The sequence below is a fragment of the Actinopolyspora lacussalsi genome (assembly GCA_030803735.1).
Taxonomy (GTDB): domain Bacteria; phylum Actinomycetota; class Actinomycetes; order Mycobacteriales; family Pseudonocardiaceae; genus Actinopolyspora; species Actinopolyspora lacussalsi.
Genome location: JAURUC010000001.1, coordinates 4,632,519 through 4,657,500, shown reverse-complemented (window position 1 = coordinate 4,657,500; position 24,982 = coordinate 4,632,519). Strand labels below are relative to the sequence as shown.

The 24,982-nt window shown below is 68.1% G+C and carries 17 protein-coding genes (1 of these 17 running past the window's edge); 2 read left to right on the top strand and 15 right to left on the bottom strand.

Going from position 1 to position 24,982, the window contains the following annotated elements:
• The 7 genes from secA to J2S53_RS20740 all read right to left on the bottom strand — a co-directional run.
• Positions 1–2,296, bottom strand: partial view of a preprotein translocase subunit SecA gene (secA, locus tag J2S53_RS20770; protein ID WP_456242398.1) — the 5' portion only. 572 nt of this gene lie to the left of the window's left edge; only the first 2,296 of its 2,868 coding nucleotides appear in the window; the start codon lies at positions 2,294–2,296; its stop codon lies off the left edge, out of view.
• A 335-nt stretch (positions 2,297–2,631) separates the two neighbouring features.
• Positions 2,632–3,387: a ribosome hibernation-promoting factor, HPF/YfiA family gene (hpf, locus tag J2S53_RS20765; RefSeq protein WP_456242397.1), complete on the bottom strand. Its 756-nt coding sequence runs from the start codon at positions 3,385–3,387 to the stop codon at positions 2,632–2,634.
• A gap of 487 nt (positions 3,388–3,874) precedes the next feature.
• A complete protein-coding gene (locus tag J2S53_RS20760) occupies positions 3,875–4,570 on the bottom strand; it encodes a ComF family protein (protein WP_456242396.1) in 696 nt (231 codons plus the stop codon).
• 159 nt (positions 4,571–4,729) lie between these two features.
• Complete coding sequence (locus tag J2S53_RS20755) at positions 4,730–6,466, bottom strand: LpqB family beta-propeller domain-containing protein (protein ID WP_456242395.1); 1,737 nt, start codon at positions 6,464–6,466, stop codon at positions 4,730–4,732.
• Positions 6,463–8,109 (bottom strand): MtrAB system histidine kinase MtrB, encoded by a 1,647-nt coding sequence (gene mtrB, locus J2S53_RS20750; protein WP_456242848.1) that lies wholly within the window; start codon positions 8,107–8,109, stop codon positions 6,463–6,465. Before mtrB ends, J2S53_RS20755 begins: the two co-directional genes overlap by 4 nt.
• A gap of 151 nt (positions 8,110–8,260) precedes the next feature.
• On the bottom strand, positions 8,261–8,938 hold the full coding sequence (gene mtrA, locus J2S53_RS20745) for an MtrAB system response regulator MtrA (RefSeq protein ID WP_043576314.1): 678 nt from the start codon (positions 8,936–8,938) through the stop codon (positions 8,261–8,263).
• A gap of 127 nt (positions 8,939–9,065) precedes the next feature.
• The gene (locus J2S53_RS20740; protein WP_456242394.1) at positions 9,066–9,707 is read right to left on the bottom strand and encodes a dTMP kinase; all 642 of its coding nucleotides are present in this window, start codon (positions 9,705–9,707) and stop codon (positions 9,066–9,068) included.
• Positions 9,708–9,970: 263 nt separating this feature from the next.
• On the opposite strand from J2S53_RS20740, the gene J2S53_RS20735 reads away from it, so the two are divergent.
• Entirely contained in the window at positions 9,971–12,637 is a 2,667-nt protein-coding gene (locus J2S53_RS20735) for a hypothetical protein (RefSeq protein ID WP_456242393.1), read from the top strand.
• Between the two features lie 325 nt (positions 12,638–12,962).
• Here the strand turns inward: J2S53_RS20735 and J2S53_RS20730 are convergent, their stop codons facing one another.
• The 6 genes from J2S53_RS20730 to J2S53_RS20705 all read right to left on the bottom strand — a co-directional run bounded on the left by J2S53_RS20730 (position 12,963) and on the right by J2S53_RS20705 (position 19,556).
• Entirely contained in the window at positions 12,963–14,468 is a 1,506-nt protein-coding gene (locus tag J2S53_RS20730) for an amino acid permease (protein ID WP_456242392.1), read from the bottom strand.
• Positions 14,469–14,846: 378 nt separating this feature from the next.
• Positions 14,847–16,130 carry a mannose-6-phosphate isomerase, class I gene (gene manA / locus J2S53_RS20725; protein WP_456242391.1) on the bottom strand — a complete coding sequence of 428 codons (1,284 nt, stop codon included), beginning with the start codon at positions 16,128–16,130 and terminating at the stop codon, positions 14,847–14,849.
• Positions 16,131–16,287: 157 nt separating this feature from the next.
• Positions 16,288–17,367, bottom strand: a complete 1,080-nt coding sequence (locus J2S53_RS20720; RefSeq protein ID WP_456242390.1) for an SIS domain-containing protein — start codon at positions 17,365–17,367, stop codon at positions 16,288–16,290.
• Between the two features lie 5 nt (positions 17,368–17,372).
• Positions 17,373–17,600: a Trm112 family protein gene (locus J2S53_RS20715; protein ID WP_456242389.1), complete on the bottom strand. Its 228-nt coding sequence runs from the start codon at positions 17,598–17,600 to the stop codon at positions 17,373–17,375.
• A gap of 109 nt (positions 17,601–17,709) precedes the next feature.
• A complete protein-coding gene (locus J2S53_RS20710) occupies positions 17,710–19,059 on the bottom strand; it encodes a phosphomannomutase/phosphoglucomutase (protein WP_456242388.1) in 1,350 nt (449 codons plus the stop codon).
• 140 nt (positions 19,060–19,199) lie between these two features.
• The gene (locus J2S53_RS20705; RefSeq protein ID WP_245755522.1) at positions 19,200–19,556 is read right to left on the bottom strand and encodes a DUF3499 domain-containing protein; all 357 of its coding nucleotides are present in this window, start codon (positions 19,554–19,556) and stop codon (positions 19,200–19,202) included.
• 265 nt (positions 19,557–19,821) lie between these two features.
• Between J2S53_RS20705 and J2S53_RS20700 the strand changes: the two genes are divergently transcribed.
• A complete protein-coding gene (locus J2S53_RS20700) occupies positions 19,822–20,295 on the top strand; it encodes a metallopeptidase family protein (protein ID WP_245755523.1) in 474 nt (157 codons plus the stop codon).
• A 286-nt stretch (positions 20,296–20,581) separates the two neighbouring features.
• On the opposite strand, the gene J2S53_RS20695 is transcribed toward J2S53_RS20700, so the two are convergent.
• Both J2S53_RS20695 and J2S53_RS20690 read right to left on the bottom strand, forming a co-directional pair.
• Positions 20,582–24,109, bottom strand: a complete 3,528-nt coding sequence (locus J2S53_RS20695) for a glycosyltransferase family 2 protein (RefSeq protein WP_456242387.1) — start codon at positions 24,107–24,109, stop codon at positions 20,582–20,584.
• Between the two features lie 331 nt (positions 24,110–24,440).
• Positions 24,441–24,752 carry a WhiB family transcriptional regulator gene (locus tag J2S53_RS20690; RefSeq protein WP_092974895.1) on the bottom strand — a complete coding sequence of 104 codons (312 nt, stop codon included), beginning with the start codon at positions 24,750–24,752 and terminating at the stop codon, positions 24,441–24,443.
• Positions 24,753–24,982 lie beyond the last annotated feature (230 nt).

Sequence of the window (24,982 nt, the reverse complement as noted above, 5' to 3'; positions counted from 1 at the left end):
TGAGCACGACACGGCGTTCGAGCTCGCGCATGCCGCCTTCGCCGACCATCTCCTCGATCTCGGCTTCCCGCGCGTCGTAGGCACGCTTGGCATCGGCGATAACCGCGTCGTTCACCTTCTTGCTGCTGAGGTCGCCGTCCTCCTCGGCGATGTCCTCCCAGTGGATGGAGATCGGGTAGAGGGATTTGAGAGCGGTCCAGAGCTGTTGGAGGTCCCAGTCCTCCGCATAGCCTTCGGAGGTCGCGCCCTTCACGTAGGCGCTGATCACGTCCTCGATCATGTGCTCGACCTGCTCGCGCAGATCCTCGCCTTCCAGCACGCGCCTGCGTTCGGTGTAGATCACCGATCGCTGCTGGTTGAGCACCTCGTCGTACTTGAGGACGTTCTTGCGGATCTCCATGTTCTGTTGTTCGACCTGGGTCTGAGCGCTTCGGATGGCTCTGGTGACCATCTTGTGCTCGATCGGAACGTCGTCCGGGACCTTCAGGCGGGTCATGACGGTCTCGACCATGTTGGCGTTGAAGCGGCGCATCAACTCGTCACCGAGCGAGAGGTAGAACCGCGACTCGCCCGGGTCGCCCTGACGTCCGGAACGACCACGCAGCTGGTTGTCGATCCGGCGCGACTCGTGCCGTTCGGTGCCGAGCACGTAGAGCCCGCCCGCCTCGCGCACCTCGTCGGCCTCGGACTCGGCCTGTTCCTTGATCTTGTCGACCACCGCGGGCCACTCGGCCTCGTAGTCCTCCCGGTTGTCGACCGGATCGAGGCCCCGCTTGCGCAGCTCGCTGTCGGCCAGGTGGTCGACGTTGCCGCCGAGCACGATGTCGGTACCACGACCGGCCATGTTGGTGGCCACGGTCACCGCGCCCCTGCGGCCCGCCTCGGCGATGATGCCCGCTTCGGACTCGTGGTGCTTGGCGTTGAGCACGCTGTGCGGAACACCGCGCTTGGTGAGCAGCTTCGCCAGGTACTCCGATCGGTCGACGCTGGTCGTGCCGACCAGCACCGGCTGTCCGTTACCGTGCCGTTCCTCGATGTCCTCGGCGACGGCGGCGAACTTGGCCTCTTCGCTCTTGTAGATCAGGTCGGGCTGGTCCTGCCGGACCATCGGCTCGTTGGTGGGGATCGATACCACACCGAGCTTGTAGGTGCTCTGGAACTCGGCGGCCTCCGTCTGGGCCGTACCGGTCATACCGGCGAGCTTGTCGTAGAGCCGGAAGTAGTTCTGCAGCGTGATCGTGGCCAGGGTCTGGTTCTCGGCCTGGATCTCGACGCCTTCCTTGGCCTCGATCGCCTGGTGCATGCCCTCGTTGTAACGGCGTCCGTGCAGCACGCGCCCCGTGAACTCGTCGACGATGGCCACTTCACCGTTGCGAACGATGTAGTCCTTGTCCCTGCGGTAGAGCTCCTTGGCCTTGAGCGCGTTGTTGAGATATCCGACCAGCGGGGTGTTCGCGGCCTCGTAGAGGTTGTCGATCCCGAGCTGGTCCTCGATGATGTCGACGCCTTCCTCGGTGACACCGATGGTGCGCTTGCGCTCGTCGACCTCGTAGTGCTCGTCGCGGGTCAGCATCGGAGCCAGCCGCGCGAACTCCTGGTACCAGCGGGAGGACTGGTCGGCGGGCCCGGAGATGATCAGCGGGGTCCTGGCCTCGTCGATGAGGATCGAGTCGACCTCGTCGACGATCGCGAAGTTGTGGTCGCGCTGGACGCACTCGGCCAGGCTCCAGGCCATGTTGTCGCGCAGGTAGTCGAAGCCGAACTCGTTGTTGGTGCCGTAGATGACGTCACAGTTGTAGGCGTCCCTGCGCTGCTCGGGGGACATGTCGGCCGTGATGGCGGCGACTTCCATGCCGAGGAAACGATATATTCGGCCCATCCACTCCGAGTCACGTTTGGCCAGGTAGTCGTTGACCGTGATGACGTGGACGCTGTTGCGTGTGATCGCGTTGAGATAGCCGGGCAGCACGCAGGTGAGCGTCTTGCCCTCACCGGTTTTCATCTCGGCTATCTGACCGAAGTGCAGCGCGGCACCGCCCATGAGCTGAACGTCGAAGTGCCGGTTGCCGAGCGTTCGCCTGGCACCCTCACGAGCGACCGCGAAGGCCTCGGGCAGGAGCTTGTCCAGCTGCTCGCCGTCGGCGTAACGGCCCTTGAACTCATCGGTCTTGGCCCGCAGCTCGTCATCGGACAGCGCGACCGTGTCGTCTTCGAGCTCGTTGATGTGCGCCGCGATGGAACGCAGACGCTTGAGCATCTTACCTTCGCCAGCGCGGAGCAGTCGGGACAGGACCATCCGGTCGACCTCACTTGCTGATCGTGACGCGCCCGTCACGGACGCTTTACGGCCATAGTATTAGAAGCCCACCTCCGCACGGTTCGCTCAGGCACCGTCGGACGATGCTCACTGCGCGAACGCCGGAAGTGGCCACGGACCACGAACGTTTCCGGCACGCACGTGTGTTCCCGCCACACCCGATCGTGCGGTGGCAGGGGGAATCTGGCCGCCGTCGGCTGCGTCGAACCACAGACGTGGCCGTCCCCGCGCACCACGGTACGCGGCGGACGGCCACGATGGTTATGGTCCGTACCAAATCGGTACGGCTGGAGTAGCCGCGAGGACCACCCGGGTCAGGCCAGTCTGATCACTCCGTAGTCGAATCCCCTGCGACGGTAAACCACGCTGGGCTTGTCGGCTTCCGCGTCGAAGAACAGGTAGAAGTCGTGTCCCACCAACTCCATCTCGTAGAGGGCTTGGTCCACGGTCATCGGTGTGGCGGGGTGTTCCTTCTCGCGGACGATTCGACCGGGTTCGTAGTCGCTGCTTTCCTCACGCTGTTGCGGGAATCCGGCGCCGCCCGCGGGAGGTTCGGTTGTCCGGGAAGCCCGCTGATTGCTCACGGCGCTGTCGCTCACGGTGCTGTTCCCCTCCGCGCTGTCGTGTCGCAGCTGGTCGGCCGGCGGTTCCAGGAGTGTCGTGCGTGTGCGGCCGCCGGTCGTGCCACCGGCACCGGCGACGGCGACCGGACGATCCGCCATCGCGGCGGTGGCCTCCGCCACCGAACGGGGGTTGCGCCGACCGTAGTGCACCTTCCGGCGGTCGTGCATCTTGCGTAGCCGGTTCTCCAGCTTCGTCGACGCGGCGTCCAGGGCGGCGTAGAAATCGACCGCGCTGGCCTCGGCTCGTACGGCCGGTCCGCGTCCCTTGAGAGTGATTTCGACCCGCTGGCAGTTCTTCGCCTGGCGTGGATTACGCTCGTGCCGGAGCTCCACGTCGGCCCGCATGGCCTTCCTGTCGTAACGGTCGAGGCGGCTCAGCTTCTCGTCGACGTGCTGCTGGTAATGCGTGGGCACCTCGACGTTGCGGCCCTTGACGACGATGTCCATTCACGACCTCCGTTGCTCAGCGTGCTTCCGTGAATGACGATCACGGCGACACCGGAGTGAGCGTGCTCAGCTCGTTTCCGGCGTCAGGGTCATCACTGCCTCACCTCATTCCACTGCCGGAAAACGGCTTGATGGGAACGCACGTTAGCTCGCGTTGCGGAGTTGTGACACCCCCCGAGTCGGGTGAAGTCAATCGGGCACCCTGTGTAACTGGCATGGTCCCGGGTTCGCAATGACACACCTCCGCCCGGCGCAGGGCCGGTCCCGACGACAGCAGTAGCACGGCCGCGTCCCGTGCTCGCCCTTTCGGACCTGTACCCGGACGTCCGCACCGTGCCCGCGCCGGGCGGTACGGCCATCCGCGTATACCCGGCAAACGTATGAGACAAACCATCGGTTCCCGTCGGGGCGGAATCCGGTTCGCCTCGCGGGACGCACCCGGGGTGGGCAACGGGATGCTCCGGACACCGGGGCGCACACGGGCCGGTCAGGACTCCCGGCAAGCGCTCGCCAGCACCAGGACGGCCACCACCGGAAGCTCGGCCTCGGAGAGCGTTCGTAGGCAGTTGAGCACCGTGGCACCGGTGGTGAGGACGTCGTCGAGCAGCAGCACGGGAGTACCCGGCGGCGGCAGACGACCGGGCCGTGACAGCACCCCGCCACGCAGATTCTCGAAGCGCCGTCCGCTGTCCAACCCCACCGAATCGCGCACTCGTGGACTCAACCGAAGGCAGTCCGCCGTGCACAAGCCGGGCAACCTCCGCTCCGCGCGGTGGGTGAGTCGCGCCAGGTGCGCTCTGCCCCTGCGTCGCACGGCCGCGTCCCTCGACGGGGCCGGCACCAGACGGGGCGAGTCGGTTTCGATGATCGAGCCGGATGCGGCGAGAACGGCCCGGACGGCGGCGGCCACGTGATTTCCCAGTGGCCTCTCCAGGTCACGACGACCGCCCTCCTTGTAGGCCAGCAGCGTCGTACGCACCCGACCGCGATAACGAGCCAAGGCGTGAATCGGCGGTTCCCGGAACAGCGCGGGAGGACGGATCACGCGCGGCTCGTGGAACCGCATGTCGCACTCGGCGCAGAGCACGGCACCGGCAAGACCGCAGCCCGCACAGCGCAATGGCAGCAGCAGATCCACCAGCCCCGACGGGACGCCCGCGAGGGAGTATCGATCGAATGACACGCCGCCGAGGTTGACTCGGCGTGGGCCGGTGCCGGGTCGCCCCGCCACCGACGGCTCGGCGTGTCGTCCGCACGCACTGTCCGTACGGACACGCACTGTCCGTACGGATCGGGCGCACGGGCATGCCAACCGCCGACCGGGCCGACCGGAGAACCTCGATCACCCCGGGTAGAAGGGTTTCGAGGACGCCCCGATCGGGATGTCCCGCAGCACTTCCCAGTAATCGGACAGATCCTTGGCCTGCCAGAGGTAGGAATCGTCGGCGACTATGACCCGTTGGTCCGGCCCCACGGTCACCATTTTGGGGTTGCGCAGATTGGAGGATCGATAGGAGTCCCAGTTGAAACCGTCGACCGAAACCCTGACCACGGGCTGACCGTCCCTACCGGTGATGGCCACCAGCGAGTCGCCGGTGAGCCAGTCGACCCCCTTGATCTCGGAATCCCCCGTGCCACCGCTCAGCGTCACGGGCTCTTGCAGCGACACGTCCGAGTCGCCGCCCGCTATACCGGCGACGACTATTCGCCCGTCGACGACGGCGGCGAGCCGGGTACCACCTCGGGAGATCCGCAGGGCTTCGATATTCCCCTCACCGGGGAAGTCGCTCGCGTCGATCCGGCTGACCGACCAGGAGCCGTTCTCGTCGCGGGTAGCCCGCATCACCCGTTCGCCGTTGACGACGGTCCAGAACTCGGATTCACTGCGCCAGGTCGGCCTGCTCATGAAATTGCCTCGAATCCCGAGTCTCCGCAGCTCCTCGCCGTACGCGCCCACGCGCAGCTCGACTCCGCTGTCATCGCGACGCACCACAGCGGCCACTCGGGAACCGTCGTCGGAACGAGCGGCGGTAGTGATCCGGTAGCTCCCGTTGCCCGCGGGGCCGGGTACCTGGGGGGAGTCCTCGCTGAACACCAGCAGTTTCTCGTCGACCACCGCGAGTGGCTTCACGTCCCGGGGAGCCTCGTTCTGCTGCTCGTACTCGCTCACGTCGGAGGGACGCAGCACCTCGGTGTTCGACAGCAACGACGCGCCCTCGTCCCGCAGTTCCACCCGGGCGGTTCGGACACCGCGCAGCGTCAGCACCACTTGGGCGGCGATCAGCCGCTTCTTCTTGCCGCTCAGATCGCCGAGGTCGCGTAGATTGACGAGCAGCGCACCGTCATCGGTCTCGCTCACGTTGCTCGCCGTGGTGGTGTCCTCCGGTATGGCGGTCTTCATCGCCAGGTCGAAGCCCTCGGAGGGGCCCGACAGCAACAGGCTGATGACCCGCGAGGGCAGTGTGCTCTTCGGGTTCTGCCGCACCCACCGGATGTCGGGGATCACCCCCTCGCGCTGGTGATCCAGGAAGTAGACCGATACGGCCCGGTAGTGGGACTTGAAGGCGTCGCTGGCGACCAGCAGCTTGCGAGGCGGATCGACTATCCGCCACTGCCCGTCGGAACGCTGCCGGACCTTGACCCGCAGACTGAGGTCCTTCTCCTCCGGAACGTAGGACTGGTCCTTCCGCAGCTTGCCGAGCTGGTGCAAGTCCAGGCCGACGATCCTGACGGAGTCGGCGGTTTCCGGCTCCGACTTCGGCACGGTGTTGACGCTGTTTACGATGAACCGTTCCGAGGGAACCTGCCACGAGTCGGCCGCCTGCTCGGTCAGGTGCAGCCGGGCCGCCGCGTAGTCGTTGGCGGGCTCCGCGGTGGCCTCCAGGAAACTGCGGACGAGGTCCGTGTCGTTGAGGTTCTCGGATGGTGGCTGGGCCTCGGTGCTGGTCTCGGGAGCTTCCTCGACCTGTCGGATCACGCCGGCATTGGTCTCCTCCGGTATCGAGGCACAGCCGGTGACCGGAACGGACAGCACCAGCAGCAGAGTCACCGCTCGAGCGAGCCGCCATCGCAACGTCATCGTTTCTCCTGCTCGCCGGGACCGGAGCTCCAGGTCGGTCCCTGATCGTTTTGGTCGTACCCCTCGTCCGAGGGGGTGGAACCGTTGTCCGTCGCGTCCCCGGGTACGGCCAGCAGTGCTTCGGGGGCGGCGATACTGCGGGTGCTCGGCAGCGACAACGGGCTCGTGTCCACCCGGTCGCCCGAGTCGCGCGGCAGGGTGAGCCGGAAGCAGGACCCCTTGCCGGGTTCGCCCCAGGCGTCGAGCCAGCCACCGTGCAGCCGAGCGTCCTCGGCCGCGATGGAGAGTCCGAGGCCCGTACCGCCGGTCTGTCGATCCCGCGAGGGATCGGCGCGCCAGAACCTGGTGAACACGAGTTCGGCCTCACCGGGGCGCAGTCCGACACCGTAGTCGCGCACGGTGACCGCCACCGAGCGGTCGTCCGCGGCGAAGTTGATGTCCACCGGCCTGCCCTCCGCGTGGTCGACGGCGTTGGCGACCAGGTTTCGCACGATGCGTTCGATTCGCCGGGCGTCCGCGAGGATGTGAACCTCCTCGACGGGGAAGTCGCCACGCAGCTCGACTCCGCCGGTCCTGGCGATGGGCAGCAACGAATCCATGACACGCCGCACCAGATCCGGCACGTCGAGCGACTCGGTGGCCAGGTCGGCGACTCCGGCGTCGAGCCGGGATATCTCCAGCAGATCACCGAGCAGCGACTCGAACCTGTCGAGCTCGTCGACGAGCAGCTCGGCGGAGCGCTCCAGTCCGTCCGGCAGATCGTCGCGGGAGGCGTGCAGCACATCCGCGGCCATCCGCACGGTGGTCAGCGGGGTACGCAGCTCGTGCGAGACGTCCGAGGTGAAGCGCCGCTGGAGTTGGCCGAACTCCTCGAGCTGCTGAATCTGCTGCTTGAGACTGTCGGCCATCTCGTTGAACGAGTCCGCGAGCCGGGCCATGTCGTCCTCGCCGATGACCCGCATCCGTTCGTCGAGATTGCCCGCGGCCAGCCGCTCGGCGGTGTGGGCGGCCTGCCGGACGGGACGCACCACCTGCCGGGTGACGAGATTGGTGATGGCGCCGAGCAGCACGAGCAGCACCAGACCGCCCACCAGCAGGGTGCTCTGCACCAGTCCCAGTGTTTTGCGCTCCGACTCCAGTGGGAACAGGAAATAGGCCTGCAACGGTCGGGTGGCGGTTCCGGCCGGGCTGCCGATGATGAGCATGGTGACCGACTCGCCGTCGCGCCTGACCGTCTCGATCTTACTCGCCAGGTTGTCCTCCTTGACGAGCTTGCGCAGCGAGTTCGGAACGCTGTCGATCGGCCCCGCGGAAGGTTGTTCACCGTTCTCGGTGATGGCTTGGCCGTCCACCAGGGCGGGCTCGTAGTTCCCGGCGAACGAGTCGGTCTCGGTATTGTCGGCGGTGCTGGTGGTCAGCTGGTTCAGCGCGGCTTCCAGCTGCTCGTCGACATCGCCGGAATTGGGATCGACCGCCGTCAGCTGGTACTCCAGGATCGGCAGGTTCTGCTCGACCTGCCGGACCGCGGCGTCCTCCTTGTTCTGCAGCAGTCTGTTGGTGATCTGCGTCTGCAGCACCATCCCCAGTACGAAGACCACGGCCGAGGACAGCGCCAGGGTGCTGACGACGACACGCAGCTGCATCGAGCGGCGCCAGGTCGATTCGAACCAGTGCCAGCGCCTGCGGACGTCATCCCGGAGCCGGGCCGGGAAGGAGCGCTCGGCGCCGGCACGAGGCTGCTCACCGTTCACCCCGTCCGTCCTGCCGTGTCGAGACAATCATCGTGTTCGGCGATCATGGCGGCCCGGCCTTGTACCCGACGCCCCGAACCGTCAGTACGACCTCCGGGTGCTCCGGATCCTTCTCGATCTTCGACCGGAGTCGCTGTACGTGTACGTTGACCAACCGGGTGTCGGCCGCGTGCCGGTAGCCCCACACCTGCTCGAGTAACACCTCACGGGTGAAAACCTGGCGGGGCTTGCGCGCGAGCGCGACCAGCAGGTCGAACTCCAACGGCGTCAGCGAGATCGGAACTCCGTCGCGCGTGACCTCGTGCCCGGGGACGTCGACCGTAAGGTCACCGATGGAGAGCACTTCGGCGGGTTCCGCCTCCGTGCGGCGCAGCCGCACCCGCAGCCGTGCCACCAGCTCCTTCGGCTTGAACGGTTTGACGATGTAGTCGTCGGCACCGGACTCCAGGCCGAGGACGACGTCAACGGTGTCACTCTTCGCGGTGAGCATGACGACGGGGACCATCGATTCGGCACGAATGGCCTTGCACACGTCGATGCCGTTCATGCCCGGCAACATCAGGTCGAGCAACACCAGATCGGGTTTGAGTTCACGCAGCGCGGGCATCGCCTTGGTGCCGTCGTTGACGACGGCGGTATCGAACCCTTCACCGCGGAGTACGATGGTCAGCATCTCCGCCAGGGCAGGGTCGTCGTCCACCACGAGCACGCGTGACTTCATGCCCCACATGGTTGCACTTTGCACCACGGGGGCAAGCACCACCCGGTACTCATCACCGCAGGTCGTCGGATCATTGCCCAGCGCCAGGGCTATGGTACCGCCAAACGGAGCACTACGGTGGAGTAGGTTACGCGAGCACGTGGTCGGCCAGTCCCGCCGGATCCGTGGTGGCGGCGTCGTCCACCACGTGCCAGGGGGACCACCACGACATCTCGGCGAGTTCCAGGTAAACCGCCGCACAGCGGTCCTGCAGTCCCGAGTCCGACTCGAACATGTCCCTGCCGTCCGCCGTGCCGGATCGTTCCCTGCGTTCGGCCCGCTCCGCGGCGACTTCACCGGGCACGCGGAGCAGGATCTGCAGTTCCGGCTCCGGCAGTCCGAATCGGGTGACCTCGAGCTGGTAGGCCCAGGATACGAACTCACCGTCGGCGTGCTGCCACAACCGGGCCGCCCCGTAGGCGGCGTTGGAGGCCACGTACCGGTCGAGCAACAGCACGTCGTGTTCGGCGAGCCGTGCTCGCAGCCACTCCGCGGCGCGCTGCCGGTCCAGTGCGTAGAGCACGGCCATGCCGTACACGGACTCGGCTAGGTCGCCGTGCGCGCCCCGCAACGCCTCGGCGACGAGATCGGCGTGCACGTCCTGGCCGTAGCGCGGAAAGGCCGCGCGGCCCACCGACAGCCCCCTGGCCGTCAGCTCGCCGCTCAACGAGTCGGTCAGCGTCTGCTTTCCCGCGCCGTCCAGCCCTTCGATCACGATCAGTCGCCCCATGATGCGAACCCTACGCAGTCCATCCACCGGAGTAGCGACCGCGTGGGCCACCCGGCCGCACGCCTCTTCCGGACGACGGGAAAGTATCGATGAAAGGATTTCCGGGAAGTAGGTCGCGACAAGACCGTCGAGAAGAGACAATCTAACCGGGAGAATCAGCTCCCACAGGACCGAGGCGGGAGCCGCTCTTCCGTCGTGAGTGGACTCGCGAACTCCGCGGAAAAGCGGACTCCCCCGCACCGCACCGACCCACAGGAGGAACAGTGCACGTACCCGGGCCGGACACTCGCGTGGTCGAGCTGCGGGTACACGGCGTCCTCGGGACGGAACCGCGGGAGCTGACCGATTCGGTGGCTTCGGTGGACGTGGCAGGCGACGGCACCGGACGAATCGTCAGCCCCGCTGACCGACTGCTGCGCCCGATCCCGGGGCCCGACCTCACCGCGGGGGAACGAACCGTCCCTCGTTCGGTCGAGGGGTACGTCTGGGGCGGTATGACCTCCGGACGCGGCAAGGCGCTGTGGGCACTGCTGTTCCCGTTCGCGCTGGCTAACCTGGCACACTGGATGCTGCCGCCGGTCGACCGGGACAGCCACTGGTCGCGCTCGCTGGGAGCGCTGCTCCGCGCGGGGCTGCGCCTGGCGGGGCTGCTGCTGACGATGCTGTTCACCGCACAGCTGACCGTGCTGAGCCTGGATCTGGTGGCGGCCCAGTGCCTGCGCGCGGGGACAGGGTGTCTGAGCACCGTCCCCGACGAGCTGCGTACGTTCGAACCGCTGCGTTCGGTTCCTGCTCTGCTCTTCGTGGTGGCCGCCGTGTTCGGCATGTACCGCCTGTCCGCGATGTCCTGGCGGGTTCGGAACCCGAGTGGTGCCGGGAACGAGCACAGCGCGCAGGCACCGAGACTGCCGGGGGCCGGAGTGGTGCGCGATCCGAGCACCCCCGCCCTGCGGACGCTGCACGCGGTGGCCGCGCTATGCACGGTGGTGCTGCTGGCTCTCGGCGGACCGACCGCCGCCACTGACCCGCGCTGGATGGCGGCAGCGGCCGTAACCGCGCTGTGCGTGCTGGGAACGTTGCTGCTGGACGATCCGACCGGTTCGGGAGAGTCCGAGAGCGGTTTCCGACGCTCCGTGCACCCGCTGGTGGGACACTACGCGCGAATCCTGCTGCTGGGCACGAGCGGGCTGCTGTTGCTGCTCACAGCGCTCTTCCCGGCCCACATGTCCGGCCCGCTCCCCGGCTCGGGACCGGTGACCGACTCGCTGACTCTCGGCCTGCTGGCACTGTGCGGCTGTATCGGGGTGCTGCTGCTACCAGCCGCGTTGCTGGCTCGTCGCTCGTGGCGTCGCCTCCCGTCGAGACTGCGCCCGTGGGCCGGTGGCTGGTTCGCCGCCCCGGTACTGCTGATCGCGTGCCTGCTCGGCGCGGGTTTCGGTGCGGGTCTGACGCTGAGTGCGCGGCAGGCGCTCGGTACGGATCTGCTGCTACCGGTTTCCTACGACACCGTGACGCTGTTGTGGGGGGCGGCGACGGCCGTGCTCGTACTCGCGGGGCTCGTCGGGGTGCCGTGGGTGTGGTTGCGCTGGTGGCGCGCGATCCGTACGGACGGGGTATCCCCCGAGGTGGAGCTGCTGCACGCCGGGCGCCCCGCGGATCAACGCAGCGCCGAACGCGCGTGGAAATGGGCCGAGCTGCAACGCAGCCACGGGCATCGGCTGGTGCTGCTGCTGGCGGGTGCCCTGACGGTGGGAGCGGTCCTGGCTCTGGTGCTGCGCCTCGGTGGCCCCGAACCTCCCTTCTGGGGACGTTGGTTGCTGCTGCTGGGCGTGGGAGCACTCGCGACCCTGGTGGCGACGCTGCTGCGGATGGTTCACCTGGCGGTTCGTCGTCCGAACGCGGGGCGGCAGTTGAGTCTGCTGTGCGATCTGACCCTGTTCTGGCCGCGGGATTCTCATCCGATCGTGCCGCCGTGCTACGCGCTGAAGGTGATCCCCGAACTGGTCGACCGGGCGTGTGAACACCTGGCGGACCCGAACACCCGCGTGGTGTTGTCCGGTCACAGCCAGGGCAGCCTGCTCGTCTCCGTCGCCGCGGCCAGGTTGCTCGGCAGGCTCGACGAACAGGACCACGAACGGGTCGGCCTGGTCACGGCCGGTTCACAGCTGCAGTGGGCGTACGCTCGCGGATTTCCCGGCTTTCTCGGCCACGAGGCGCAGCGCTCCCTGGCGGGCTCGCTGGCCGGGCAGTGGCGCTCACTGTGCCGAGGGACTGATCCGATCGGCGGTGCGGTCGGGACGTGGAACCGGCAGGTCCACGACGGCAAGCTGCTGGGGGTGGGCTTCCGCCCGGACGGCAGCGAGGGGCCGCTGCACGCCGCCGCACGCGGTCCCACGGGTGCGCTGGTGCTCGGTAACGATCACTGGTTGCCCGATCCGCAGCGCGGACCGTTCGAGCATCGGCGTTGGACGGCCGGGTTGTCGCGGCACTCCGAGTACAGCGGCGACCCCGAGTGGGACAGGGCCGTGTCGATGGCGGCGGCCCTGGAGGTTCCGGCACGCGGCACGAACCTCCCGCTGCGCACGACGATGGTCGATCCGGCGGGAAGCTCCCGGAACGGCAAGACCCATCGCACGGACACCTCCGAGGACCGCGCGACGAACCGTGCCACCGGTGGGTCTTCGACGAAGGTGGGCTCGCACTCGGTCACGGGTGGGGAGACCGTCCGACGGGAGGAAAGGGTCGCCACCGTGGCCACCGAGCCCACGCTGGAGGACGATCCGGGCGAGCAGGAGGGGCACAGCGCCGAAACCACCGGAACCGAACAGCCCTCTCGGCTCCCGCACGCCGAACCTCCGGAGATCATCGACCTGCCCGGGATGACGCCACCCTGGGAACGCGGCCCCGCCCTGCGTCCGTCGAGCCAGTGAGCCGAGAGGCGCGGCGATCTCGCGAGAAATTGACGCCCCGGTACGCTTCCCCCAATACGGCGGTGTGGCACCGCCCGGCGTCGATTTCCCAAGAAATCGCCGGAACACCAGCGCCGACGAGCAGCCGGGCCCCGACCACTCCCGCAGCTCGAGCTCCGACCACCCCAGCGGGCCGCACCGCCGCGGGTTCTCACGGGTCGTCTCGCGAGGACAGCCTCGACGTGGCGTAGTAACTACTCGATGTCGAGGATCCCGCAGCGAGACGGCCCGTGAGGTTCCGCCACGCAACCAACTCAGCAGCTGGCACGGCCGACCGCTCCAAACGTCAGTCGGGGAGGTTCTCGGCCCTCTCCCGCTGCCCGAGCACCGAGTGGGTGCGGCTGTAAAGGGCGTAGATGATCACACCCGCGAGCATCCACACGAGGAACCTGATCCAGGTGAACGCGGTCAGGTTGATCATCAGCCACAGGCAGGCCAGCACCGCCAGGATCGGAACCGCCGGAACCAGCGGCGCGCGGAAGCCGCGTGGCAGGTCGGGACGCTTGCGGCGCAGCACGATCACGCCGACCGAAACCAGGACGAACGCGAACAGAGTACCGATGTTGACCATCTCGGCCAGGCTGGAGAACGAGAAGAAGCCGGAAGCGACGAACACCACCGCTCCCACCAGCACGGTGATGCGCACCGGAGTTCCGCGGTGCGGGTCGGTCTTGGCCAGGCCGCGAGGCAGCAGACCGTCCCTGGCCATGGCGAACAGCACCCTGGTCTGGCCGAGAAGCAGCACCATCACGACGGTGATGAGACCGATCAGTGCTCCCACCGAGATCAGTGTGGCCGCCCAGTTCACACCGTTGATCTCGAAGGCGGTCGCGAGGGTGGCGCTCTGCCCGTCGGGGCCGGTGGCCAGCTCGGTGTAGCGCACCATGCCGGTCAGCACGAGCGAAACTCCCACGTACAGCACGGTGGTGATCACCACCGAACCGAGGATGCCGCGCGGCGCGTTGCGCTGCGGATCGCGGGTCTCCTCCGCCGTGGTCGCCACCACGTCGAAGCCGATGAAGGCGAAGAACACCACCGAGGCCCCCGCCAGCAGCCCGTAGATGCCGAACGTGCTGGATTCACCCCCGAGCAGCAGCGAGAGCAGCGACTGGTGCAGGGCGGGACCGCCCTCGGAGATGCTTTGCCCCTCCGGAACGAACGGGGTGTAGTTGTCCGGTTTGATGTAGGCGATCCCGGCGATGATGATGAACAGCACCACCCCGACCTTGATGGCCGTGATCACCATGCTGACCCGCGCCGAGAGCTTGGTGCCGGTGATCAGCACCGCTACCAGCACCGCGACGAGCAGCATGGCTCCCCAGTCGAACTGGAGCGGGCCCAGCGGGAGCTTGGTGTCCAGCGAGACCCCGATGCCGGACATGACCTGCTGCAGGTAGGAAGACCAGCTCTTGGCGACGGCCGAAGCCGCGATGGAGAACTCCAGGATCAGGTCCCAGCCGATTATCCAGGCTAAGAACTCGCCGAACGTGGCGTAGGAGTACGTGTAGGCGCTGCCTGCCACCGGAACGGTGGAGGCGAATTCGGCGTAGCACAGTGCCGCGAGGGCGCAGGCGATCGCGGCGAGCACGAAGGCGAGTGAGACGGCGGGACCAGTGGTGTCACCCGCTACCTGTGCGGTGAGCGTGAAGATCCCCGCACCGATTACCACCGAAACACCGAAAACGATCAGATCCCAGGTACCGAGATTCTTCCGTAGTCTGGTGTCGGGTTCATCGGTGTCCAGGATCGATTGTTCGACCGTTTTGGTCCGCCAGATTCCGTTTCCTGGCACCACTGCCTCCTCGGATCATGCTTACTGGTGGCACCGCACGATAACGGGCGCGAGACCGTTGCCGATGGTGGTTGAGAGCACAATCTACTAACGAGCCGCCGAATCCGCGCGGATCGGGAGCGCGAGGGGCGGAAAAGTTGCGCGACACCACTAATTGCTCGTGAAAAATACTCTTTTAATGCGAGCACCGCTCCGCGGGACCGAGTTCTCCCGGAGCGCGAGTCGGCCCGAGCGCGAGTCGGCCCGAGCGCGAGTCGGGCGTACCGCGAGACGGCGAGGCATGCGGTGCGGCCGCTCGATGTCGGGCACCGCGGTCGGGAGCGGACGACTGGTCCGTCCGAACACGCCCGCCGGGATGTCCCCGGCGGAAAGCCCAGGTCAGACAGCGCCGGGGGCCGCCCGGAACAGCTGCACCCCTTCGCCCGCCGCACCGAGCGGCTGCGCCAGCACACAGGGGTCCGAAGCGGCGAGCCAGACCGAGTCCCCGCGCGAGAGCTCCAGTTCGCGAGCGTCACCGGAGCCACCGTTGTGGCTGCCGTTCCCGTTGGTACCGGCTCCCGCGGCGTAGGGGGACAACCTGACCCCGCCCTCGGTGCACAGCAGGATCTGCGGTCCCGCGGAGTCGAGCAGGACACCGGACCGGTCACCGTGCTGCCATTCCACTCTGGACAACTCGAACTCGTCGGCCTCGGTGCGGTAGACGGTCAGATTGGTGTCGCGCCGTTCACCGTTTAGTATTCGCAGTTCACCGTTCTCGAAGTCGAGAACCCTCAGCAGTTCGGCCACGTCGACGTGTTTGGGGGTCAGGCCGCACCGAAGGATGTTGTCCGAATTGGCCAGTATCTCCACGCCGGTCCCGCGCAGATAGGCGTGCAGGTTCCCGGGCGCGAGATAGATGGCCTCCCCCGGCCGCAACACGATTCGATTCAGCAGCAGACTCGCCAGCACGCCGGCGTCGTTCGGGTAGTCCTCGCCCAGTTCGAGAACCGTGCGGCACTCCTCGGTGAATTCACCCCCGGAACGCACGTGCTCGGCACACGCCCGCAACAGATCCGGCATCAGCGCACGGAGGGTGTCCTCCGGCAGAGTGATCCACGTGGTGAACAACGCACGCAGCCCGTCCCGATCCGGCTGATCGGCCAACAGGCGGGTGTGCGCCCGCAGACTCGGCACGTCGAGCTGGTGCAGCAACCGAACGGTGGTTTCGGCGGCGCGGAATCCGGCGAGCGCGTGGAACTCGGTCAGCGCGCAGATCAACTCGGGTTTCGCGGTGGGATCCGGATAGTTGCGGTCGGCGGCACCGCGCGGGACCCCGTCCGCCTCCTCCCGTGCGAATCCGTCGGCCGCCTGCTCGGCGGAGGGGTGGGCCTGCAGGCTCAACGGCTCGTCCGCGGCGAGCACCTTCATCAGGTAGGGCAGCCGATTGCCCCATATGTCGGTGCACGCCCGCCCCAGCTGGTGGCTCGGCTCCGCGTCCAACAAGCGCACCAGCGAAATCTCCGATCCGTCCTGACACAGCAACCGCGAGGAATCTCCGGGATGGGCGCCCATCCAGAGTTCGGCTTCGGGATGTGGCGCGGGGACGGGACGGCCGAGTAGCTCCGCGATCGCGGTCCGGGACCCCCATGCATACGGGCGTACCGCGTTGCGCAGTAACTCCACAGTCGTTCTCGCTTCCTCGTCTAACCGCGTTTCCCCGACGGAACCGATACCGCCCGGCGGGAGTACAACGAATGGCGTCCCGCCCGCGCTTCGCAGGAGAACACCGGAAACTCCGTGCGAATCGGCCGGGGATGCGAGTGCCGAAGCACCCAGGTCCTCAGCGCACCGCCGACACCGGTCTGTCGTCCCCGTGCAACGAGTCCGAAGCCAACCCGATGTAGACCGCGGCCATGTCGAACCCGACAGCGAGGGACAGCGAACTCCGGACCCCGTCCCCCTGCTGGGACTCGTTCGGGGCGAGCACGTCGGCGCCGGGCAGCGCCGCTGTGGCGGTTCGCTCGGTGAACCGTGCCCGTTCACCGTCGCGGGTGCTCAGCAGCACGACGCGCCACCCCGCCGTGGTTTCCTCCGTGGGATCGGCGAACAGATCCGCCTCGCTGCCGGCCGTCGCGGCGGCGCGGTACAGCGCCGCACGATGCACCGCCTGCTGATAGTCGGTGACATCGCACGGTATCCCCGCGTAACGCCCGAGTACGAAGGAGCCGTGTTCGGCGACCGCCGTGGACGTTCCGTCCACTCCCCACAGCAGCGGGATACGGTCGGCCAGGCGTAACGCCAACGTCTTGGCGGGATTCTCCGAGATCTCGTGTCGTGGGTGGGAACGCTCCGCCTGTTCGTCCAACGCGTCCGCCAACGCGTCGGTATCGGTGTCGAGCAGTCCCAACGCCGTGAGAACCCTCACCCCCGCTGTGAAGGCGTGCGCGAGGCTCAACGGCTCGGACACCGGGATCCTGGGGGAAATCGTTCTCGCCCGCCCCGCGGCGGCGGCCCCCACGGGGCCCTCGTCCGGAGCGGCGAGAATCACGCTCGCCCCGCGCCTGGTGGCCAGTTCCAGCGACTCGGCCAGCAACGTGTCCCCACCGTCCGCCCCGTAGGCGAAGACCACGTCCAAAGGGCCGACCCAGGTGGGCATGACGTCGGTGATCACGACAGGAACCGGACAGGAGGAACCGAGCAGGGCCGCCAGCGACCGACACGTGGCAGGCCCGACACCGGAGGTGGACAGCAGCACCAGAGCACGCGGTTTGTAACCGGCGAGGTCGTCCACACCCGCCTCCGAGGCGGCCGAGGCGGCCGCGCGAACCTGCGCGCCCCCCAGTGCGGCCATGCGGAGCAGACCCCCGGTGTCCAGTTCGAAGATTCGCCGCTGGTCATCGAGGACGCTGTCGTCCAACACCGTCTTCACCCCTCCCCTCGCTCGTCGGGGGCGGGATCGGGCCCGGGGGCGGAAAGCGCCTCCTCCAGCAGGAGGACGGGAATTCCTTCCCGGACGGGGAAACCGCGCCCGCAGGAGGTGCAGGTCAGATATTCGGCGTCCGGATCATCCGGCAGACCGTCCCGCAGCGGCGCGTGTCGGGGGCACGGGCACACCAGGATCTCCCGCAGTCGGGGATCGATCGCCACAGTCACTCTTCCTCTCTGGAATCACACCGCACCATCGGTCGGACGGTCCACAACCGGCCGGAACGCCGAGACGCACCGGCGAAGCCACCGCTCGCCCCGCCCGGGGCGAGCGGGATCACTTCCGCAGTACAGCCAGCACCTCGTCGCGCAACGCGACCATGCTCGTCGAGTCGACGCCCTCCACGTTCAGCCGGAGGACCGGCTCGGTGTTGGACGGGCGAAGATTGAACCACGACCCGTCCGACAACTCCACGGTAAGCCCGTCGAGCTCGTCGATACGAGCACCGTTGCGGTTGCGAAACGTCTCGATCACCGCGCGCATCCGGGCAGCGGGATCGTCGACCGTCGAGTTGACCTCCCCGGAAGCCGCGTAGCGGGTGTAGCTCGTCATCAGGTCCGCGAGAGAACCGGACTGGCCACCCAGCGCCGCCAACACGTGCAGTGCGGCCAGCATCCCCGAATCGGCGCGCCAGAAGTCGCGGAAGTAGTAGTGCGCCGAGTGCTCTCCACCGAAGATCGCGCCGGTCTCGGCCATGGTCTGCTTGATGAAGGAGTGACCGACCCTGGTGCGGACGGGCTTGCCGCCCTGTTCGGTGACGATCTCGGGCACGGCCTTCGAGGTGATCAGGTTGTGGATGACGGCGGCGCCGGGTTCCTTCGCGAGTTCCCGCGTGGCGACCAGAGCGGTGATCGCGCTGGGGGAGACCGGTTCACCCGCCGCGTCGACCACGAAGCACCGGTCGGCGTCCCCGTCGAAGGCCAGCCCCGCGTCCGCACCGACCTCACGCACCTTGGCCTGGAGATCCACGAGGTTGGCGGGCTCCAACGGGTTCGCCTCGTGGTTGGGGAACGTACCGTCGAGTTCGAAGTACATGGGCACGACTTCGACGGGCAGACCGTCGAAAACGCTGGGGACGGTGTGTCCGGCCATGCCGTTGCCCGCGTCGACGACGATCTTCAGCGGCCGGATCGCGCCGAGGTCGACCAGTCCGCGCAGGTAGTGCGCGTACTCGCCGAGCATGTCGCGTTCGGTGACCGTGCCCTGCGCACCGAGGAACTCGGGCACGCCGTGCCCCACGAGCTCCTTGATCTCGGACAGCCCGCTGTCCTGCCCGACGGGAGCGGCTCCGGCACGGCACAGCTTGATCCCGTTGTACTGGGCCGGGTTGTGGCTGGCCGTGAACATCGCTCCCGGAAGATCCAGCTGCCCCGAGGCGAAGTAGAGCATGTCGGTGCCGGCCAGACCGATGTGAATCACATCGATTCCCTGCCCGGTCACTCCCTCGGAGAACGCTGCCGCCAGCTCGGGAGAGGAATCCCGCATGTCGTGCCCCACCACCACCGCGGGGCCACCGACCAGTCTCGTGAACGCGGCACCGACTTCGCGGGCCACATCCGTGTTCAGATCATCGCCCACCAAACCCCGGATGTCATACGCCTTGACGATCCCCGACAGGTCCCGCACGCTGCACTCTCCCGTAATGACGGCATCCCTTGCCTGCGTGCCGCAGCTTACCCGCGAACGGCTCGGTCGTGGTGTCCGCCGACTGCCATCGGGATTCAGTGGGAAAGACGGGAACGTGGCAACGACGAGTTCGCCGAGTGCTACTCGTTGCCCGGGTCGGGCAGCGCACGCAGGTGGCCTCGTTTGCTTCCGCCGCCGTGGAACCCGGGTGAATCGGCGGGATCGGCACGGCCCGCCTCCCGAACCGCCTCGGCGAGCGCCGTGAGGTCATCGCCGGAAGGCTGGTCGGCGCTGAACTCTCCCTCGTGCCGTACGACGTGCCAGCCCTTGGGAACCGTCAGCCGGAGTGCGTGTTCCTCGCACAGGTCGTAACTGTGGGGTTCGGCATAAGTGGCCAGCGGGCCGACCACCGCGGTCGAATCCGCATAGGCATAGGTCAGCGTCGCTACCGCCGGGTCGGTGCACCCGGTTCGAGAGCAACGCCTCACGCTCCGCACGCCTGGCACCATAGCGCTCTTGTCACGTCGGTACTCGACGGCACGCGGAAAAATCGGGCGGAATAACCCGATGTGGGAACTGCCGTCCGGCGTTCATCCGGACATGGCGATCCGTTGCGCTGCATTGATCATCCTGTTGGTGAAGTTGCGCACGATAGCGAAACTACGCGGACGAATTATCCGAAACGTATCGCACGAACACGTTCGGTAGCTACTGGTGCGGGCACGATTCCGTATCCCGTTTCGGGCGGAGTATCCTCACCGCGTGGTGACCACACGGCAGGCTCGACAGCGAACCGGAAAGCGACGGGACCGACGTGGCCGCGGCATGCGCGGTCCGCTCTACCCGTCCTCGGTCCCTGCCGCCCGGAGCCGCTCGCAGCGCTTCGACGCGCTGGTGCTCGATGCCCTCGAACCGATCGAGCAGCGGTGGCACACCGAACTCACCCAGCTCGACGTGGCGGTCGACGAGGTACCGGAAGTCGATGTGACGTCACCCGAGTCCGTGGTGTGGGGCGACGACATGGTCGTGGACTCCAATGTGCCACTGGCGCGCCTCGTCCCGGAGAGCACCGACCGGCGCGGCAACCCCACCAGGGCGCGAATCGTGCTGTACCGGCGTCCGCTGGAGGCCAGGGCCGGCAACGGCACGGACATGACGGACCTGATACACGACGTGCTCGTGGAGCAGATCGCCAGCTATCTCGGGCTCGATCCCGGAGTGATCGACGGCAACTGAGTTGTGTGGTGCCGATCCGCCCTCTGGTGAGCCACTCACTTGGCGGAACCTCTGGCACGGCTCTCGCTGCGGGAGGCCCGACATCGGGTAGTCACTACACAACGTCGGACCTTCCTCGCGAGAGCCGCACCGGAGAACCCGCGGTCGGTCGAGCTGCGTGAGTGGTAGGGGTCCGGCCCGCGGGGTGGTGGGAGTCCGGCCCACGGGGTGGTGGGAGTCCGGCTCTCGTGCCGCACCCCGCGCGGCGATTTCGCGAGAAATCGAAACCACGCGGGGTCGCGCCGTATCAGTGTTCCGGGGAGTCGTCCCGCTGCCGTCGACCGCGACCGGGGAACGCACCGATCAGTGTGAACAGGATCGCGGCGGCCTGGAAGGCGAGCAGACTGGTACGCGGCACGGCGGTGAAACCGATCCTCACCTGCCCACCCGTCTCGGGCAACGGCACGGCCACCTGCTCGCCCCAACCAGTGGCGAGGCCCACGCTCGAACCGTCGATGTACGCCCGCCACCCGGACTCCCGCTGGGCCGCGAGCAACAGCACCCTTCCGGGACCGCCCTTGGACACCCGAATCGTCACGTGCGGCAACCGGGTGGATACCCCTATCGGTCGGGTTCTGGGGCGCGGTGAGACGTCCTCCCGGGCGTTGCGCGCCAGCGCGGGGCCGAGCAGCGTCACGGGGGTGTGGGGCAGCAGAACCCGGAACACCCGTCGCCCGCGCACGGAGTCCCCGTTGGCCGCGACGGTTCGGCCCGAGAGTTCCACGAACTCCCCCGAGTCGGTGTCACCGGGAATCGCGATGCGCCCCGCTCCCCTGGAAGCTGCGGCGGCCACCCCGGAACGCACCCGCTCCGCCTCCCCCGACAGCAGATCGGCCTGGATACGCGAGAGCGCCGCGACGGCGCCGGGAGCAGGCGCCAGCGAAGCACTTCCGAACCGGGGCCGCGGCCGGGGCGTGAGCCGCGGCACTCCGGAATCGGGGCGCAGGGTCAGCCAGTAGCCGGTGTCGCCCGCCGCGGTCGACGTCTCGGGGACCGGACGCAGCGGGCCGGACCGTGCCGTGGAAAGCGTCCCGAGCGCCAGTGACAGCAGCACCACGACAGCGACGGCTCCCATCGGTCGCCGAGACGGCACACCCGCCGACCACCTTCGAGGCCCGGCCAGGCACGCCAGCACGACCCAGAGCAGGCCGCACGCCGTCAGCAGCAACGCTCCACCGGCCCACCCGACGCTCTCGGTCCCACCGAGCAGCGGGGGGAGGGAGATTCGTGCGACCAGCAGACTCGCGCCCCAGCCGAAGCAGGCCACCACCAAGCCGGGCAACGCGGCACGACCGGGAACCCGGAACAACAGGAGCAGCGCCGCGCCCACCGGCAGTGAAACGGCGACCCAACCCCACGCGGTGTCTCCGGGGTGCAACGCCAGCAGCGAGAGTCCGGCGGGATGCTCGGTCACCGGGACGCCGGGACCGTGCAACAGCAGCTCCGGATGCCGCAGCGCCACCACCGGCCACGGCAGCAGACAGGCGACGGGAAGCAGCACGAAGGAGGCCAGCCCGGCCAGCCTGCGCACCGCGCCCGCCGGTGCGAAGGGCGGGCAGAGGAACCCCACCACCGCGAGCAGTACCAGCAGTACGTACACGCCGGGGGCGAACGCGGCCAGCACCGCCGCCGCGAGCGCGGTACGGCACGCCGTGCCCAACCAGTTGGGCCGCCCGCCCCGGTATCGCGGCACCAGTCCCAACAACCCGGCCAGGCCCGCCAGCACCGGCGGAAGCAGTACATGAGCCAGTACCGCGTCGAGACGTCCCTGCACGGCCCCCGCCATCGCGACCGGGAGCAGCGCGTAGGCCGCGGCGGCCACCGCCAGCCAACTCCGGGGAACCGGAATCGAGCGGCCCGCCAGGTAGGCGGACAGCCCGGCGGCGGGCAACTGTGCCAGCAGCAACAGGGCGACCGCGGCGGGTGGACCGCCGAAGGGGGCCAGCAGCCCGCCCAACAACCCCAGCACCAGCAGGGTCGGCGGTGCGGGGGATCCGGTTCCGCCGTGGCTCGGGTGCCACGCGGCGAGGTAGCTCGACCACGTCTGCTCGAGCCCCGCCGCGGGCAGCAGCCTGCCACCGTGCAGTTCCGTCCCCAGCCGGGAGGTCTCGGCGAACGGGCCGTGCGCGAGCAGGGCCAGCAGGACCAGCCCGACGAACAGCACGAGCGGCGGGTTCAGCAGCAGCTCGCGCAGCACTCGCCGACGGTCGACCGGCACGAACAGCAGTTCCGCCGGCGGCGAGGTGTCGGCGGCGCCGTCGCGGGGGGCCGGGGTGGGGCGTGCTCGCGCTTCGGTTCCGTCGCCGGCCTCGTCAGCCTCGGCCTCGCTCTCCCGTGCGGCGGCGGAGTGGTGTTCGGGCACGGCGATCACCACCGGATCGGTGGGTCTGCGCAGCCCCATCGCGGAGCGTCGGCGGGCACCCGCGTGCCCCAGGGCTCCGCTCGGCAACGCGTCCGGTCCGTGCTTGGCGGGATTCGGCACGTCGGGCACCCGGGCGGGCGAGGCACTCGACCGGTCGAGGCCGATCCGGGCGTCGTGCCGCACCCGGTTACGCACCAACCGGGCATATCCGCTCAGCACGAGGTCGCGCATCCGGTCGCCCCTGCCGGTCAACAAGCCGTCGACCCCACTGCCCGCCGTGGCGGCTCTGCCGTGGCCGACTCGTGCGTCACGGAGCCGCAGTCTTCCCGTGAGCAGTCGGAGTCCCACCACGAGCTCCGCGAACGCCTCCGGTGCCCGTCCGGTCACGAGCCGTACGAAGCTCCGAGGCAGCGCCAGCAGCACCAGCCGCGGTACGCCGAACCGGTAGGCGCGGTTGCCCACATTGGCGAGGTAGGTGAGTACCTCGCCCCGGCGCCGAACGGTGGCGGCGGTGACGGAGTCCGCCCCCTCGTGCCGTGGTTCACCCCGCTCGCCGGTGCGCGCGGCGGCCACGCGCCGCATGCGGGCCTCCGGCACGCACAGCACGAGGTGTCCCGCGGCGTTGGCTCGCCAACCCAGGTCGACCTCCGCGCAGCCCGGTGGCAGTCGCTCGTCGAATCCATCGAGCTCGTCGAAGACCTCGCGCCGCACCAGCGCACACGCCCCGGAGACCGCCAACACCTCGGACACCTGCAACGCGGAGCCCGCACCGCCCGGGGCGTCGCCGAGCGCCGGATCGAGTCCCGGGGACCGGGAACCGGTACGCACCCGGCCCGATGTGTCCATCGACAGTCCCGCGTCGACGATCAGCCGCGGATCGTCCCGGTCGAGTCCCAGCGGGCCGAGCACGGCCGCCGAGGAATCGTTGTCGGCCACCCGCAGCAGCGTGTCCAAGCAGTCGGGCTCGGGAGCGGCGTCGTCGCGCAGCAGCCACAGCCAGTTACCGGGATCGCCCCAGCGCTGCTCGGCGTACTCCACGGCGTGCGCCACTGCCGCGCCGAAACCGGTGTCGCTTCCGACGGTGAGCACACCGTCCAGCAACTCCGCGACGTCGGCCGCGGGAACGTCCGGACCAGCACCGGTCGGATCAGCACCGTCCGGAGTGGCACTCTCCACAGCGACACCGTCGGTCGCCGACAGCGCCGCCTCCGCCGCGAACGGTTCGACGGTTTCCTCGTCCGACCCGACCTCCACCGCCAAGAAGTGGCGCGGTAACACCGTCAGGCGCCGCAGCGCCGTCAGCGCCTCCGGCAACCACTCCGCGCCCCGATGACACACCAGCACCGCCAGCACCGGTGCCGTGCTCGGGTGGTGTTCACCGCCCGTTTCCCCGGCGGAACGTAATGCGGCCACCGTGTCCTCCCGCGTGCCGTGGTCCGATCACCGCACGACGGTAATGGACGGCCACGCGTTCCGGGACATGCTCTTACCGACGAGTAGGAATTCGTTACCGCAGCGGACGACGCGGCGAACGATCGAGTTGATCATCGGATGGCGGTGTCCTCGGTGTGACAGCAGCGGAAACCGCCCGAGCAGCCGCCACCGCGGCGGGTTCTCCCGCGTGCGCTCCCGAGGACGGCCCCAACGTGAGACAGTACCTGTTCAGCGTCAGAGACTCCCGAAGTGAGAGCTCGCGGGAGCCCCCGCCACCCGACCCCTCGACGACCGGAACCGAAGAGTTCGATCAACTGGCCTGCCGTTTGAGCCTGCGCCGTTCCCGTTCGGAAAGTCCGCCCCAAATACCGAACCTTTCATCGTGCTCCAGGGCGTATTCGAGACATTCCGAACGTACTTCACATCCGGCGCAAATACGTTTCGCCTCGCGAGTGGAACCACCTTTTTCCGGAAAGAACGCTTCCGGATCGGTTTGGGCGCACAGCGCGCGTTCCTGCCAGTCCTGATCTTCCTCCGCCTCGATCAGCCCGGCCAGAATGTCGATCTCGGCGACGCGAGCGTCCTCCCCCGCTGTCAGACCTTCCTGCTCGGTCCGCAACATTTGAACCTCCCCCGTTAAATTTTTCCGTTCCCGCGGCCCTCCCCAGGACTCACGGGACGTGATGAACCGGACAACCGGTTCGGCGTGGCCGGAATACCGACCGCCGGACGAAATCGCGATCACGCCATCGCGGTTCCTCCGACCGTGCACTAACCGGGCCTCCCGTTACCCGGCACCGCCGGATCAGGTGATCGGTTTCCCCATCCCACCGAGTCAACCGATCAATCTTT

Coding starts and splice junctions, on each gene's coding strand:
- J2S53_RS20690 (WP_092974895.1), bottom strand. CDS start 24,752: ATGTTGCGGACCGAGCAGGAAGGTCTGACAGCGGGGGAGGACGCTCGC.
- mtrA (WP_043576314.1), bottom strand. CDS start 8,938: ATGAAGTCACGCGTGCTCGTGGTGGACGACGACCCTGCCCTGGCGGAG.
- mtrB (WP_456242848.1), bottom strand. CDS start 8,109: ATGCAGCTGCGTGTCGTCGTCAGCACCCTGGCGCTGTCCTCGGCCGTG.
- J2S53_RS20740 (WP_456242394.1), bottom strand. CDS start 9,707: ATGGGGCGACTGATCGTGATCGAAGGGCTGGACGGCGCGGGAAAGCAG.
- hpf (WP_456242397.1), bottom strand. CDS start 3,387: ATGGACATCGTCGTCAAGGGCCGCAACGTCGAGGTGCCCACGCATTAC.
- J2S53_RS20755 (WP_456242395.1), bottom strand. CDS start 6,466: ATGACGTTGCGATGGCGGCTCGCTCGAGCGGTGACTCTGCTGCTGGTG.